The sequence below is a fragment of the Leyella stercorea genome (assembly GCF_021531655.1).
This window is the reverse complement of sequence record NZ_JADYUF010000062.1, coordinates 1-15,407: the sequence shown is the minus strand read 5'-3', so window position 1 is coordinate 15,407 and position 15,407 is coordinate 1. Positions and strand designations below refer to the sequence as shown.

Genomic DNA, 15,407 nt, shown 5'->3' with positions numbered 1-15,407 from the left:
GCAAATGTAATATGCACCTATCGGAAATCTGGCATAGCAAGAAAAACGACAGTCGCTTATCCCGAACTCAGGTAATTAGATTAATACGAGGTTTACGGATGAAACTCATCACGTCATTATTATGATCCACAAGAACAGGAAATTCGTAGTCAACACCAGTTGCATCATAGCACCTAAACAATTCAGCACAAGCCAATGGACCTTTCAGAATCTCGCCGCTTTCTACTTCTTTCAACTGGCGAATTAAGGCACCCCCAAAATATGCACTTTCATCCAGTATATACTTCTTGAAATCTTACTTATTGCTCGTAATGTGCTGATAATCAATACTAATTGGGATGATAAAATAACGAAAGAAACAAATTGGAAACAACATAATCGAGAAACCCCAAAATGAAAGTATGAGAAAACATAAATTAACACTGAAAGCAACGGAATTTTTCCGATTTTGGTATTCATAAATCAACTACTAAAAAAGAAAAATATAAGTTGGCACATCTGTTTTCATTTTAACAGAATATAGTGATATGCAAGATAAAGGTAACTATTCAGTTCACCACTACACAGAATGATAAGATTGCTTAATAAATACGAAATAGTATAAACTTGTTTAATAAAAATAACAACATGTTTGTTTTTGGACTATATTTACAACAAATTTTAAAATTTATCAATTATGTATAAGCATTTGTTATTTATTATGATGATTGCAACGTGTGCAACGCTCGCATCCTGTTCAAATGACGACTCTGAAGAGTATCTTTCAGAGCAGGAGTCTCAGAATACAATTTCTACAAAAACTTTAGACTCCGAAATGGGCTTACAAACGGCAGCGTATGAAGCTTACGAAAATGCCATGAAAAAGCTTTGTTCACAAACACGTAGCGGAGATGTATCTTATCCTGATTTTTATGGTGGAAGCTATATTGATTATGATGGGAATTTAGTCATTTTAATAAAAGAGGGTTACGAAGGAGATGCATCTGATTTATTAGGCACAAACGTGGACAATGTCGTAATTAAAAATTGTAAGTATTCATACAACGAACTTCTGAACGTTTTAAATCTTATACGCAAGAAGGCTGAAGAAAAGAACGAAATACTTTTCAAGACAACATCTATGTATGGTATAGACGAAGAAAGCAATTCTGTAAATGTCGTTTTATACGACAAAGAACAGAGATTAATAGATTTATTTAAGGCAAACATAGCGAACAGTCCAATATTGAATTTTATGGAAGGAGATGCCGCAACGCTACATAGTGGAATAAATTGTGGTGGAATCATAACATATTCAAAAGATGGACAAACGCATAACGCATCTATGGGATATAGGGCGAAGGATTCTAATGGCAACATTGGCATAGTGACAGCAGGACATTTTATTTCAAAAGGGCAATCTTTAATGGATAGTCAAAAAAACACGATAGGGACATGTCTATATTCGAGGGACTATGATGGAATTTTGGATGCTGCTTTTTGTAAAATCACATCAACAAACTACATACCGACAAATCGAATTATGTATATGGCTAATACTGCTACGGATACGTTGTCAACGGAAACCATGAATCCTCCAAAAGGTTCTTATGTCAATATGGTTGGTCAAGCGACAGGGAAAAGAGTAAGTGGAACTATCTCCAATGTTTCATATGATGTTCTTAATGCAAGTAAGAAAGTGTTGCTTCAAGATGTTTATCTTGCGTCATATACTTCAAAAAGCGGTGATAGTGGGGGTATTGTATATGCTCTACGTTCAGCACACAATCAACGTCTAACTGTAGGTATAAATATAGGTTCTGCAAAAATTAACCGTACTACTTATGGCATGTGTGTAAAAGCATCGAATATAAATAGAATTTTTGGACTTACAAGATACTAAAGGGCTGTCATGAATTTCTTATTTAAGACATTTTGCATTATGGTCATATTCACGATGTTCGTGGATATGACCGCTCTAAGTAATAACATAACGAATAGAGATGGTTTATGGCGTGTTGATTCAGACTCCGTCACAATTACCACAAGCTATAGTGAGAAACAGCCAGGAAAATTAAATGTCTACATTTATAATCACAGCAATTCGACGATATATATAGGGCGAACTTATGGATTGTTGATGCAAGTAGATGGGGAATGGAAATACATTGCCAAAGGTAGAAATCAAAAGTGCATAACTATATGGCCAGCGTCAAAACGTAACTTTCAAGTCAGTCTATGCGCTAAGAAAATAAAAAGCTCCTCAGGATGGGCATATAGAACAGATTCACTTTACAAAGTAAGATTTGACATGTATGACAGCGATGGTATTTTTATTGACAAAATAGACTCTGATTTCAAAGTTTCTGGTAATATTGTGTGGCATCTGACTGACGGATTAGTGATTATACATTTAGATTGAATATTCCAAATACGACATCTCAATTCTTCAATATACGTAGATTGGCTGGATCCATCAATGCCCGCTCGTACATGTGGAAGAACAGCAGAAAATATAAAAGAGAAAATAAAAAAATATGATAAGTTTATACTTGTTGCTACAGAAGGTGCTATTGCGTCAAAATGGTGCAATTGGGAATTAGGCTTTGGTGATGCTCAAAAGTTTGCTTACGGTAAAATAGCCTTATTTCCTATCCGTGATGACGAAAAGGATTGGTCAGGAAGTGAATACTTAGAACTATATCCTGTTATAGGATATATTGATAGTTGTCAATATTCGGATGAGTTTAATCAATCCCTTTTACAGGTTATTATGTTTTTTGTCATTATGGCACGAAGAAGGCAATAAAATTGGTTGATTGGTTATCGAGATAATAATAGTAATCGCCTAACTTTAAGTGCAAACTTAATGTTAGGCAGTAACTCGTCTATCTCATATATAGTTCTGGGCAATTATCATTCCAACACCTCCTGCAACAACAAAGATACCAATCGTGAAGAAAAACCAAAAGAACCATTGTGCATAGTGACCGAGATAGCAGCCATCATATTCCTTGTAGCGTTCACGGACTTTTTTCCGTTCATCAGCAAACATGGAATTGACCTCACGGATATGTATCTGCATCTGTGAGGTCATCCATTGACGTTCTTTGGCAAACAGTTCTTGAATCTTCTGCCAGTCAGCATCATTGACATTTACAGACACCTTTAATTTAGTGGAAGCATTCTCCATAACTTTGTCTATGTGCTGATTGATGGTATCTACCTTTTTGCCGATAGTAGTCACAGCACCACCTAATTTAGCTTCACCAACTCTTCGGGGGCGGTTATCCCTTGTGAGATGGCTCTCACCACGGCTTTGTAGCTTTTGCTGTCAACATTGGAAACGTAGTTGCTCAGACGTATATTGCAGCGTTGCAGCACGGCATCAAGTTTTGACAGCTTTCTTACTATCTCCTCGTTGAGGTCGAATATACGGCAGTCGTACTGACGCAGCTGTTGGATTGTCTCAGGAGGTACGAAGCTGCCGCGTATAAGCTCCTTCATCGTACACTCGGCAATCCACTACGCATCCTTCACGTCACTCTTGCGACCAGGGAGCTGGGATTGGCAAGATTCAGCTTGAAGTGTGGAGACAGCACACGCCATATTGGAATCCAGTAGACGCTGGTGCTCTCCATTGACACCTCAACAACATGGTGATGAAGCATCAAGTCACTTAAGAACTGTAATGTTAAATTTATTAATTATGGTTAATGAAACAAACAACAAACTGTTTATGTTCTTAAATTTGTAATATTTTATAATAGAAATCCTTAAATATTATGCGTATGAAGAAATTTATATTTTATTTTTGTTTGTGTTGGGGCGTTATTACAATCGTTGGTTGCAATAAGGATGATGATTTTGACAGTTCTGATAACTATACAGACGTAACGGCTATAGATGAAAGTCAAAATCAATCTTACGTTTTACTTCAAGAAGTGCCTTCCGACTGTCAAGAAGAAGCTAACGAGATAAACGCCAGTTTGCTTGCCAAAATTAAGGTTGCCACGAGATCTGTGGATGGTGAGGATAGCTATCCAGACTACTATGGTGGTTCTTTCATCGAAAAAGATGGATTTTTGACCATTTCAATAAAGGGGGATTCTGTTAGTGGTGTTAACAGGATAAAATCCCTCGTAAATAGTTCTCTGTTGAAATTTAAACGATGTGTGTATTCATTGCAAGAGTTGAAAAATATAAAGTCGCATCTGTATTCAAAATATGCTGAAATGAGCACAAGTTTGAAAAGTAACTTAACAGCCATCGGTATCAGTCAGAAAAACAACGCTGTTGTAGTTTATCTTGCCGATTGTTCTCAATCAAGAATAAAGGAGTTTAAAAATTTTTACGATAACCCTGCTGTAGTGTTCACAAACATGGGAAAAATCAATACAGATAACCATTGCCTTTCCACACAGCTTGTTAATACGCGCTCTTACACAACATTGGCTACAATATCTAAATTTCCTATTGGCGCAGGTGATACGTGTCTTATTTCAATGTCAGATGATAAACCTATCTACGGCACATTCGCATTTCGCGCCCAAGAGACTTCTGGACAAAAACGTTGTGGATTAGTGACCGCAGGGCATGTGGTCAGCGTTGGGCAATACTGTTATGATAAAGATTTCAATCCTTTTGGCATTTGTTCTTCCCGAATTGTCTCAACAGGAAATGCCGAAGCTTCTTTTATTCCATGCGGCTATTTGGATGAATTCAACATCAACAATTATATTGGTGGCAGTTCAAGCAGTGTTCTATCGACGACGACAAACAAACCAGGAGAAGGGACATACGTGAACAAATATGGCGCAACAACGAAACGCACAGGTGGTTATATACAGGATATAGATTGTACTGTTCTGTCTGGAGACAAAACGGCGACATTCTCTGATATGACACTTGTGAAATGTACCGCAGATGGAGGAGATAGCGGTGGAATTGTATACACCTATATATCGAAGTATAATACACGCTTGACAGTCGGTGTCGTATATGGATACCCTGAGAAAATGGGAAAGAACTATCTCATCTACTCTAAGGCGGATAACGTTTTGAAAGCATTGAATCTTAAAAGGTATTGAACGTATGAGAAATCTGATATGTATATTAACATTGTCCATATGTAGCTCTTTTACAGGATGCTCCACACAAGCCACTGGCTCAAACGGCAACGATTCCGTTGCGGTGGCTCTGAGTGACAGTTTGCACAGCGATAGCGGTGACAGCATCATGATGGAATTGTCTGCAAATCGTTTCAAGGCACCCGTTGACACCATTGTGTCTGCCAAGATTGTCAACAACACTAAGTGTTCATCAATTTCGCTAAAAGGCAAAAGGGTTGTTGAGAAAAAGATTGGCGAAAATTGGATACCCTTTGAACACAGGGAAAGGAGCAAGGGCGGAGCGTTGTATTCAGTCACCCTGTTGGCGGTGAATATTGGCAACGGCGGAAGCTATGACATAAATATTCCTCTGCGAAGCGAGGACTACGAGAAAGATTTCTCTCCTGGCGAATACCGCTTGGGCAGGGAGATAGAAATAAATGGCAAGGAAAAACGCTACGTTTATTCAGTCTTTACGGTTTATTAAAGACAAGAGGTGAAAAGGTTTTCACTTTTTTGTCCAAATACAAGTGCTGACGCAATCTCTGCAACTGTGTTGCAGAGATTATTGCCGTACCTTTGCAAACGAGGAAATGTGAAGATTGGCTGCACTCTACATAGCTCAAGCAAGCTCGGCTTTGCTCTCGTTTGAACAATCATTGCGGCCGAAAATAGATACACAATATAACAATGAATACAAGAATATATCCATCAGGGTCTGTTTATGGACTTTGGCATCCGCTGTTATCAATTAACGGTGTGGCATTCTTTGCTACTTAACTGACAAGTTAGGGGTATTATGCTTCTCCCCACCTGCAAAGCTGGCATTCTGACTGGCGCAGCCAGCGTTTACTGAAGGAGAGCGGCGGCAGGGTATGCTACTTTAATGGATGCGTATCTCGAATGGTATCCAAAATAGGAACCGCCGTATGCGGAACCGCACGTACGGTGGTGTGTTATGCGAACTTTTATTTAATGCGAACTTTTATTTAATGCGAACTTTTTGCCGCCGATGCTAATGGTTATTAGCCAATCAGGCGATAAAAGTTCGCATTAAATTTTTATTTTTGCAGGCGTAATACTACTACGCCTATGAATATAAAAGATATAGCGGGCTCTGACATTAAGCCGTTGCTTAAGTATATTGAGGAGCAAACGAGTAAAGACAATGCCTATCTCTACCGAACAGAGTTCAAGCATATAGCAGAGATGGCATCAAGTCATCCATCCATCACCATAGATGAATACAAAAAGTTGTTAGCAGACTCTGCAAAGAGCGGAAGGCTTCAGACGCTAAGGCGTATGAGCTATGTCGATAAGATATACCCCAGTTCGGGATAACCGAGTGTTTTATACAATATAAATGCAGCGTGAATACGCCACCTCCCCATACCATTAAGAGAGGGTAATAACAGAAGGTTGAAAGAAGTTGTTTTGCCCTTAGAATAGTGACAGCTGTTTGGTGTCTTCGATGCAGTATCCTTGCAATGCCTTTGGCTTGTTGTCAAAGAAACAATATGCTCCCAATGCTGAAATAAGGTTCATGATAAAGTTGCTTACAGATCTATGGCGTGAGTGTACAATCTGTGCCGTATTCTTCAGAATGTCGTTAATGGTTTCGATAATGTATCTCTTGCTCAGCATCATTCTTATCATTATGGCACGAAGAAGGTATTTAAATTGGTTGATTGGTTATCGAGATAATAATAGTAGTTGCCTAATTTTAAGTGCAAACTTAATGTTAGGCAGTAACTCGTCTATCTCATATATAGTTCTGTGCAATTATCATTCCAACACCTCCTGCAACCACAAAGATACCAATTGTGAAGAAAAACCAAAAGAACCATTGGGCATAGTGACCGAGGTAGCAACCATCATATTCTTTGTAGCGTTCACGGACTTTTTTCCGTTCATCAGCAAACATGGAATTGACCTCACGGATATGTATCTGCATCTGTGAGGTCATCCATTGACGTTCTTTGGCAAACAGTTCTTGAATTTTCTGCCAGTCAGCATCATTGACATTTACAGACACCTTTAATTGGTTCGGTGCATTCTCCAAGACCTTGTTTATGTGCTGATTGATGGTATCTACCTTTTTGCCGATGGTAGTCACAGCACCACCCAATTGAACTTCCGCACGCTGATACTGCTGAATGGCAGACTTCAGTTCAAGTGTGGCATTGATGAAGGTGCTTGTAGCCTTGTCAATGTCCTCACTCAACTGCTTTAACTCAGGAACACGGCTTACAAGTCCATCCTCGGCTTGCTGCTCCTCAATCTCGTTTTCGACATCATCCATCATGTTGTCGAAGTCGGATCTTTCTTCTGTGTCTATATTTATCTTGCTTTTTCTGATAGCCATATTGTCATTGATTTATCTACGGAAACGGTAACGTGGTTTAGGCTTGCACATAGAGTGAGCCATCTGTGCGCAACGGTGGGCAAACTTCCAGTCATCTTCATCATCCTTCTTGCCCCAACCAGAAGAAGGAGCAGAACCACCACCGCCACATGACTCAGACATGGAAGTAGCTGCGTCAATATACCCTGCAAACAACAGCATCGCTACATGAGCGACATTCTCTGTTGTCGCTATATCATTATCCTCTGGAATCTGAACCTCATTAGTAAAGACATCTTTGACAGAGTTCGGAATCCACACCTTCTTGACTCCATCGCCAATGTTGATTGTGAATGCCGTTTGTGCAATTTGAGGTTGCGCCTTTGGTTGTGATGCTGTTTGAGTCTGAACGACAGGACGAACTGGGCGAGGCGCAGGAGCAACGGATGGAGAAACAGGCTTTGTCTTGACTTGTGTAGGTTGTGGGTGCAGTTTCTTCCAGGTGTCTTCAATCTTTGATGCCATAAACTTTCTGCCAATCTCAGAAGCCTTGAACACGGAAGCATTCTTGCCGACTGTGTAGCCGACAAGTTTCCGCTGCTTGTCGTAACGAGGTTTGACCTCATAGCCTTTCATGCGCAACAGATTGAAATATCTGTCAATGTTGAACTGCTGCATATCTGTGAGGATATGTTCGCAATCCTCCGCAAGTTCAGCCTTTCGCATATTCCGAATTTCCTGCGGTTGTTCCCATCCATGGCGCATATTGATGATTTCCGCAGCCTTCATTGCCCGAAGGTGAATATCGTGTACATCATTGGTCTTACCCTCCATATCCACACGACAACAATCAATGTGAAGGAGCAGCGTTCCAGACATAGAATCAGAGTGCAGTCCGCCCACATTCATAGAATTGGTGAAGTTGGTCTTTATCACATTGGAGGAACCGTTGGGCATAAGCCCAACAGAATCCAAAACTCTCAAAGCTTCGTCTTGGAGGTTTGCCCAATCTTCCATCGTGAAGTTTGCAGACTCTTCCTTTGATGGGGAAAGTACAAAAGTGGTCATGAACCTTTCCTACTTTCTGCCCACCGTCCTTTCCGCCTGATGATACTGGCAATGATGCTTCATCATGTACCAGATGGCGGTAGGGTCAAGACCATCGGGCATATTGTTCACCTTGACCGTCTTTGCCTTCTCCTTTTCCAATGCGTACCTTACGGAGTTGCCTCCGTAAGATACGACCTTTGCGAGCATAATCATGATTGATCCTTTGATTTGGTCTGTACGTTTGTTGAGATATTCTCTTCAATGCTATACCAATGTTGGATAAGCCCTGCAACGGCATCAATCCACCAACGCATGAACTTCTCATTTTTGAAGAACCGAGCCTTTTCCTCAGCCGTTTTCTTGGATAGCACGTTGCTGATTTTTATCAAATCCGTCCTTGCGATGGCGAGAGAGTTGAGAGCGTCCACCTCTTCCTTGGTGAGCCTCATGCGTGGACGGTGCTTCAAACCAGTCTCAACGACATAGCGGCTCAGACTAATTCCACACTCCTTGGCAAGCGTCTGGAGCTGCTTTAACTCTTCTTTCGTACATCGGTAGGTGTGGACTTCCGTAGGCGGTTTCCTTATGATGTTCTTCTTTCTCATTTGTCCTTGTCTCTGATTAAAATGGGATGATTACAAGCACCTTGCAAAGGTGCCCACGACTGCGAGCCTGCGAGTAGTCCGAGAAACTTTTAGGAATACAGAAAGACGGACACGGCTTCTGTATTACAAAAGGATTTCTCGAAAAGTACCTATAAAATGACGGCACTTTTAACAGCGTCCGTCCCCAAGGCTGCTTAAACGTATAACAGTTTGGCGGTAGCCTATGGCTGTAAATCGTCCTTTGGGATGATTTATCGGTATGGTGGCTCATTAGCCTCTGTATGCCTATTGATTGCCGTTATGGGAGTCGTTAGGCTTGTAACCATTGGCATTAGAACCGTTAGACTGTTGTGTTTGACCTCCTGCCAGATGCTGTGGATATATGTTGTGTTCTCCTTCATTCTGTTTGGCATCTGCTTCTTGCAGGAAAGAAGGATTGCCAACAGACTGACTGGAGTAGTTTTGTTGTGGGGAAATTCCACAAGTAACAGCATCGGAAAGATTGCCATTCATTCCGACCTTACCCACGCTTCTGTTGTCATTAGATGAAGTCGAATTTAGGGAAGAAGAAATATCTGCTGTAGAAGAATAGCCCTTGTTGTCAGTATCGGATGTTCCATTGGCAGAATGCCCATCTTCCTTGTCCGACTTTGTATCAACCTCCGTTGTCGTAACAATTACTCTTGCTTGTGGAACTTCCGTGTGGATGATTGCTGAGCCATCCGTATTGCGCTTCAATGAAAAGCCGTTCTTGACAAATCTTCCGTCCACATACCAACCAGAAAGGGAATGCAGGGTAATGATGCGGTTGTCTCCAACTTTTTGTGAAGAGGAAATGCCCACAGCCTCCATAGCCTGTAAAAGTTTGGGTACAGTCTTGCGGTCTTTATCCCAGAGCTTGGCAAGTTGGGTATTGTCAACCAGACATTGCCCACACAAGATTTCCACTTGTTGGGTCTTGCTGATAGAAACAAGTGTTGTTTCACGTTCAGCAAGAGAGGCAAGAGACATGAAGCATTCCATGCGGTCAATCTTGTACTTCTTGCAGCGAAGATACTCCATCTGTACATCAGACAGAGTGAAGCAGTAATGTATCTTTTGTTTATCCATCTTCCGTGAATTTTGAATATTATAACCATAAATGGCAAGACTGTTTTTCTCAGTAAAGAGAAAATCATCTGTGCCGTCCTCTCCTTGGGGAAATGTCCTCTGCGATAACATAGAGTTCGCCTTGCAACCTGTCATTAGAATGGCTGCTTAATCGTGAAATGCACTCAATGCAAACAGACTGGGCAAGAAGTTTTCTTCTGCCGACAGTTGCTTCATCATTGATGCCCTTGTTGGCTCCGCATTGTTCGGCAAGCTGATTGAAAGCATCACGCATCCGAAAGTAGCCGTTGCCAGTATTGATGTAGCTCACGGCAAGGTCAGCGACATTTGCCAACTTGCTTCTGTACTCTTCATGGGAAAAATCGTCCTTCATCATCGCCATGTCTATTTACAAAGTTCACTCATGTGCTTGGTCGCTGCAGCCTTGGTCTCAGCCTCAGACATACTGCGGTTCTGGCGCATCCAGTTCAAGAGTTCGGACTTCTCAAAGTAGATAATCTTGCCGTTGGGACGGAAGAACGGAAGTTCATGCTTGTGTGTCATCTTGTAGAGACTACTCTTTGATATACCCATGAATAAGGCTGCTTCCTCCAGTGTCAATACTTGCTTGGCATCACGGAGTAGGTTCTCCATTATCCCAATGCGGCGCTCATGTGACTCTACCTTCAAGAGAAGAGTCTCGGTGTCGATAGTTTTGTTCATTATCCTGTAATTTAATTGTTTGTAATTCGTTGTACTGCTTGTTTTGAAAGTGTAGTCCCCCAAGACAGAGAGAAATCCCTGCCCGAAAATGGGGACTACAAAAGTGAAATTAACTGGTTGTTATCCTGAAAAGTTCTGTTTACTTGTTATCCTGTAAAAAAGTTATTCTGCGTGGATGGGTGTTGGTGGCTGCTGTCCGCTTTGTCCTCGGTATCTGCTTGTTCTCTTCACGCTGTTTGCGACCTCGAAAGGCTTTCTTCGTATTGTCAACAGCCTTGACCTTTTCATTCGTCAGCACATCTGCATAGATGGCGGTGGATTTGAGCGACTTGTGTCCCATCAGTTTCTTGGTAGTCTCAATGTTACCAGTAACCGCCTGCACCAAAATTCCGAATGTATGTCGGGAACAGTGAAAAGAGATATTCTTCTCAATGCCCACCTTTTTGGCTATCCTTTTAAGGGCAGCATCCACATTAGCCTTAGCAGGAAGGTGAAACACAAAATCATCATCACCTTTGGGTGGCATCCATGACAAGGCGGTATTGCCGATTGGTACGGCATTGAGAGCCTTTGTTTTCTTTTGGACGATTACAAGCGTGTTCGTTTCCTTGTTTCTCTTGATGTCGCTCCACCGCAGAGCCTTGATGTCGCTGATACGAAGTCCTGTCAGACAGGCAAAACCGAAAGCTCTTTGTGCTTCTGCAACTCCTGGATTTCTCTCATCTGAAGCCATGAACCTTTTCAGTTCATCGGAATTGAGATACTGCTTATGTGATGACTTCGGCTTGGGAAAGATGTCTGACTTTTCCAACTGGTAGAAAGGGTTAGCCTTCAACTTGCCGAACTTGACCGCCTTGTTGAACACCGCCACGATGCGCTGTTGAACATTGTGAAGGGAGCCTTCACACAAAGGCTTGGCTTCAATTCGTACATACTTCTGTGGCACATAGTCGTTCTTCAACCAAAGGAAGAATGCCTTGAACCATTCCTTGTCGAACTTCCTCAGAGTGATGTGAGGTCTGCGCTTGTTGGCAAGGAACTCGCTCATTAGGTATTTCAGATACTTTGACTGGTCAACAATAGCCTTGGAGTAGTCTGTATTGTCGCTCATCCAGTCGATGTAAGTCTGGATCCAGTCCAAGACTTCGGGAGACTCGTCATTGGGGATTTCCTTCACAATCATCAAGTGACCTACCTCTGGGATGGTCTCTGGATGAAGAATACGCTCAGCCCTTATCTGGTGAGCACGTTGCAATGTTTCTTCGTTTCTTGCTTTGGTCTCTGCATCAACCTCTGGCAACAAATAGAGAGAAAGAAATTCAAACTTGCGCTTGCCACCATCGTAGATGTCAAGATACAAGCTTATGTTGTCGTTGGCAAGTGCCTTTTGTCTGATAGTTATTGTCATGTCTATATATATATTCGTTGTCAATGATTTATGTGAACATACCGTCAATGAGGTTGATGGCTTCCTCCTTCTTCTTATCCACGATTTTAGCATAGATTTCCGTGGTCTGAATGTTGGAATGTCCCATCAGCTTGCTTGTGGTAAAAAGGTCTGCACCGAGAGTGAGCATCATCGTTCCGAACGTGTGCCGTGAGCAATGGAATGAGATATGCTTCTCTATCCCTGCCGCTTCCGCCCATTTGCGGAGAGCCCTGCCTATAACGGTCTGTGTGGTCGGTATGTCAAAGAAAGGAATATCATTTCCTCTTGGCTTTGGCAACCACCGCTTAGCCTCTTCCGAGAGAGGTATTATAACTGGCTTCTCCGTCTTTTGCATTTCCATGTCTATGTATTCGCCCTTTCCGTCAGCGGTCTTGAAGATGTGCATCGGAGCAAGACGGTACATGTCACTTAATCGCAATCCAGTAAAACAGGCGAAGATGAAAGCCTCCTTGACCTCTGGGCGGTAACTGTCCGTAGCCATGAGGGTACGAAGTTCCTCAATGGTCAAATACTCTTTCTTGCCGTCCTTGGGCTGAATGCGCTCACGTGCATCAAGTTCTTTCATAGGGTTGTTGCGAATAATGCCTTGTCGCACAGCGTTATTGAGAGCAGTGGAGAACATTCCGAGGTATCGGCTTGCCGTATTCTCGCTGATAGGTCTTGGCTCGCCATACTTGATATGGGAGTTTGGGAAGTTACGCAAGAACTTCACATATCCACGGCAGAACTCCGCATTGACCTCTTCAAGCGAAATGAAGCCTTTGTTGGTCTCGTCAAGATACTTCTCCACGGTGTGCAGCATTTCCACACGGCAATGGAGCGTTGACTTCTTGATTCCGACACCACCTTCACAATACTTCTTTATCCATGTGGTAAGAAGCATCGAGCCTTGTTTTACTGTCTCCCAGTCCTGTATGCCGTGACCATGCAGGGCTTTGATGCGCTCTGCCTTGATGCGTTCTGCAACTGCCATAGTCTGCTTGTTCTGTTCCTTGCAAATGGGATTGATTTCGGGAACGAGGTAGAGTTTGAGGTATTCATACTTCCTCACTCCCTTATAGTAGATGTCAAGATAGATGCTCTTGTTGCCATCTGCGAGCGACTTCAACCGAATTTTAATCGGTTCTTTCAGCTTTACTTGTTTCTTTGGTCTTGCCATAATGTATAAAGTGTTATTTTGTTTTTGTATTCTGCTACATTGGAGGGTTTTTCTCCCTCTTGTTGAAAGTTCATGTCAGATATGGTTTCCTATGCTGACATTTGCTTTTCTTTCTCTTCCCTTACTTCGGAAAACTGATGTGAAGATAAGAAAACAAACCGAGAAACGAGAAACAAAACGGAAACAAGAAACAGTCTTTTATGTCTTTTTAAGAGTGAGTTTGGCAAACATCGGAAAATTCAAATTATCGCTTAAAGCATTGATACTTAGCGTATTTACTTTCATTTGCTTTCTTGTCTTTTCAAACGCATTTTGTAGGACTAAGATATTCTTGACATTCTGCCCTTTACTATTAAGTCGGTTTTCAAACTTAATATTACTCTCGAAATTAAGATCTATTCCTCCGAAGTCATTAATATACCAACATAAAGGTTTTGACACCCGTGGATGAGTGATAATATCGCGATGATTCTTGTTGTAGAAGTAAAACTCAATCTCTTTAAAGAGATACACTGTCTCACCCTTTTGGATAGCAAAACTTTCAAACAGCATCTTTGCTATTTTTTCAAAACGCTCTTCAATGTCAGATGTTTTCATGGTGGCATCTAGAGTCATAAGTTTGAAAAGATTATTATTACCCATGCGTTATAACGAAGTTTCATTTTTTAAAAAACAACAATCCACATAAAGTAGAACAAAAAAAGCAATATACTGTAAAGTCACTCTTTTACTCTATTTTACCATACTTTTTTATGTACATATGATACTTGGCAACAGTATGCTGACTAGCAACAAAATGTACAAACAACGGATTATAATCAAGAGAGGCTGCTAGTATTCTATTTAAAAGCTTGTAGTTGTTCATCTGATTTTCATCAAAATTTTGGATATCAGCATCAACCTCCGACTCTAATCTGTCAAGGAATATTATATATTTACGTAAAATAGAAACCACGTAATCACAGACTTGTATCATTGCATCCGATTCAGACTCCTTAAAACTATAGTTATTAAGAGTTTTACCATTGATAATAATATTTTCTTCTGCAATTTGGTTCATAACTTGTTTTTCTTCATCGAACACCAAGGTTTTCTTCGGAAAGTTGAGAATCTGTTGCTTATAAAATTGCTCAAATTCTCCAACCCATTCGTGAGTAGTTTCATTCTGAATAAAAGTCAATTCTTTTTGTTCTTTAGCTTTCTCAATACAACTCTTGAGTACAAGAAGGAAAGGATTAATAATGAATCTTTTCGCATCTTCAGTAATAACACTCTCAATAAGGGTTAGAATCTCTGACAAGAAATTATTGATGTCTTTTGTCGCAACATTTGGATATTTATATTTCTTGAATATTGAAACAGTTGTATTTGGATCCTTTTTCAAGACCTTGTATAGCTCTGCCTTGAATGCAAATAAAAGATCAACATCTAGTCCATCTATTGAATCGACAATATCTACAAATCCGTAATATAGTATCTGCACGATACTAAAATGGATATGCCATCCTTTGTCTTGAATCAGTTGGAGTATTTTTCTAAAATTATCCTTGCGCAATATTTCAATAAAAGACCCTTTCAAGTCCTTTGTTGATTTCATTTCTTTTTCTAAACTTTTTCCTAATGCAGTTTTTAACTCTTCCAAAGAAATAGTATCTTCCGCCTGAACACCACCCAACACAAATACTGTATCTGAATCTGCATTTAGTTTACCCTCTTTTACAATCAGGTGTTTAATGTTACCTGATTCATCATAGTATAATGTTTCCTCTTTATCAATATACTTTTCATCTACGCCTTGCGCTTTCATCATCATTCTGATGCTATTAACCTGAGTTCGGGATAAGCGACTGTCGTTTTTCTTGCTATGCCAGATTTCCGATAGGTGCATATTACATTT

The 15,407-nt window shown here is 40.8% G+C and carries 18 protein-coding genes and 1 pseudogene; 5 read left to right on the top strand and 14 right to left on the bottom strand.

Annotation, left to right across the window (positions count from 1 at the left end; genetic code table 11):
• The first annotated feature begins 676 nt into the window (after window positions 1-676).
• Complete coding sequence (locus I6E49_RS13185) at window positions 677-1,882, top strand: S1 family peptidase (protein WP_235402892.1); 1,206 nt, start codon at window positions 677-679, stop codon at window positions 1,880-1,882.
• Window positions 1,883-2,458: 576 nt separating this feature from the next.
• Window positions 2,459-2,788, top strand: a complete 330-nt coding sequence (locus I6E49_RS13180) for a hypothetical protein (protein WP_235402891.1) — start codon at window positions 2,459-2,461, stop codon at window positions 2,786-2,788.
• An 84-nt stretch (window positions 2,789-2,872) separates the two neighbouring features.
• Here the strand turns inward: I6E49_RS13180 and I6E49_RS13175 are convergent, their stop codons facing one another.
• Together I6E49_RS13175 and I6E49_RS14775 are read right to left on the bottom strand one after the other, a co-directional pair.
• Window positions 2,873-3,172, bottom strand: a complete 300-nt coding sequence (locus I6E49_RS13175; RefSeq protein ID WP_235402890.1) for a hypothetical protein — start codon at window positions 3,170-3,172, stop codon at window positions 2,873-2,875.
• A gap of 74 nt (window positions 3,173-3,246) precedes the next feature.
• A pseudogene (locus tag I6E49_RS14775) lies at window positions 3,247-3,671 on the bottom strand (IS110 family transposase); the annotation flags it as partial.
• A gap of 99 nt (window positions 3,672-3,770) precedes the next feature.
• On the opposite strand from I6E49_RS14775, the gene I6E49_RS13165 reads away from it, so the two are divergent.
• The 3 genes from I6E49_RS13165 (at window position 3,771) to I6E49_RS13155 (ending at window position 6,431) form a co-directional block, all read left to right on the top strand.
• Window positions 3,771-5,069 (top strand): S1 family peptidase, encoded by a 1,299-nt coding sequence (locus tag I6E49_RS13165; protein WP_235402888.1) that lies wholly within the window; start codon window positions 3,771-3,773, stop codon window positions 5,067-5,069.
• Window positions 5,070-5,073: 4 nt separating this feature from the next.
• Window positions 5,074-5,577 (top strand): immunoglobulin-like domain-containing protein, encoded by a 504-nt coding sequence (locus I6E49_RS13160; RefSeq protein WP_141241351.1) that lies wholly within the window; start codon window positions 5,074-5,076, stop codon window positions 5,575-5,577.
• Between the two features lie 605 nt (window positions 5,578-6,182).
• Complete coding sequence (locus tag I6E49_RS13155; RefSeq protein ID WP_094881857.1) at window positions 6,183-6,431, top strand: hypothetical protein; 249 nt, start codon at window positions 6,183-6,185, stop codon at window positions 6,429-6,431.
• Between the two features lie 99 nt (window positions 6,432-6,530).
• On the opposite strand, the gene I6E49_RS13150 is transcribed toward I6E49_RS13155, so the two are convergent.
• The 12 genes from I6E49_RS13150 to I6E49_RS13095 form a co-directional block, all read right to left on the bottom strand.
• Window positions 6,531-6,779, bottom strand: a complete 249-nt coding sequence (locus tag I6E49_RS13150; RefSeq protein ID WP_254923336.1) for a transposase — start codon at window positions 6,777-6,779, stop codon at window positions 6,531-6,533.
• Window positions 6,780-6,852: 73 nt separating this feature from the next.
• Complete coding sequence (locus I6E49_RS13145; RefSeq protein ID WP_235402887.1) at window positions 6,853-7,455, bottom strand: hypothetical protein; 603 nt, start codon at window positions 7,453-7,455, stop codon at window positions 6,853-6,855.
• A gap of 12 nt (window positions 7,456-7,467) precedes the next feature.
• On the bottom strand, window positions 7,468-8,409 hold the full coding sequence (locus tag I6E49_RS13140; protein ID WP_235402885.1) for a relaxase/mobilization nuclease domain-containing protein: 942 nt from the start codon (window positions 8,407-8,409) through the stop codon (window positions 7,468-7,470).
• 102 nt (window positions 8,410-8,511) lie between these two features.
• Window positions 8,512-8,691 carry a hypothetical protein gene (locus I6E49_RS13135; protein ID WP_235402883.1) on the bottom strand — a complete coding sequence of 60 codons (180 nt, stop codon included), beginning with the start codon at window positions 8,689-8,691 and terminating at the stop codon, window positions 8,512-8,514.
• Window positions 8,692-8,693: 2 nt separating this feature from the next.
• Window positions 8,694-9,089 carry a plasmid mobilization protein gene (locus I6E49_RS13130; RefSeq protein WP_235402882.1) on the bottom strand — a complete coding sequence of 132 codons (396 nt, stop codon included), beginning with the start codon at window positions 9,087-9,089 and terminating at the stop codon, window positions 8,694-8,696.
• Between the two features lie 285 nt (window positions 9,090-9,374).
• Window positions 9,375-10,199 carry a hypothetical protein gene (locus tag I6E49_RS13125; protein ID WP_235402881.1) on the bottom strand — a complete coding sequence of 275 codons (825 nt, stop codon included), beginning with the start codon at window positions 10,197-10,199 and terminating at the stop codon, window positions 9,375-9,377.
• Between the two features lie 64 nt (window positions 10,200-10,263).
• Window positions 10,264-10,575 carry a hypothetical protein gene (locus I6E49_RS13120; RefSeq protein WP_235402880.1) on the bottom strand — a complete coding sequence of 104 codons (312 nt, stop codon included), beginning with the start codon at window positions 10,573-10,575 and terminating at the stop codon, window positions 10,264-10,266.
• An 8-nt stretch (window positions 10,576-10,583) separates the two neighbouring features.
• Window positions 10,584-10,901: a helix-turn-helix domain-containing protein gene (locus I6E49_RS13115; protein WP_235402879.1), complete on the bottom strand. Its 318-nt coding sequence runs from the start codon at window positions 10,899-10,901 to the stop codon at window positions 10,584-10,586.
• Between the two features lie 139 nt (window positions 10,902-11,040).
• Window positions 11,041-12,309 carry a site-specific integrase gene (locus I6E49_RS13110; RefSeq protein WP_235402878.1) on the bottom strand — a complete coding sequence of 423 codons (1,269 nt, stop codon included), beginning with the start codon at window positions 12,307-12,309 and terminating at the stop codon, window positions 11,041-11,043.
• A gap of 28 nt (window positions 12,310-12,337) precedes the next feature.
• Entirely contained in the window at window positions 12,338-13,510 is a 1,173-nt protein-coding gene (locus I6E49_RS13105; protein ID WP_227034677.1) for a site-specific integrase, read from the bottom strand.
• Window positions 13,511-13,708: 198 nt separating this feature from the next.
• Complete coding sequence (locus I6E49_RS13100) at window positions 13,709-14,125, bottom strand: hypothetical protein (RefSeq protein ID WP_235402877.1); 417 nt, start codon at window positions 14,123-14,125, stop codon at window positions 13,709-13,711.
• Between the two features lie 112 nt (window positions 14,126-14,237).
• Window positions 14,238-15,407, bottom strand: a 1,170-nt coding sequence (locus I6E49_RS13095; protein WP_235402875.1) for a DUF3800 domain-containing protein, incomplete at its 5' end; no start/stop codon positions are given.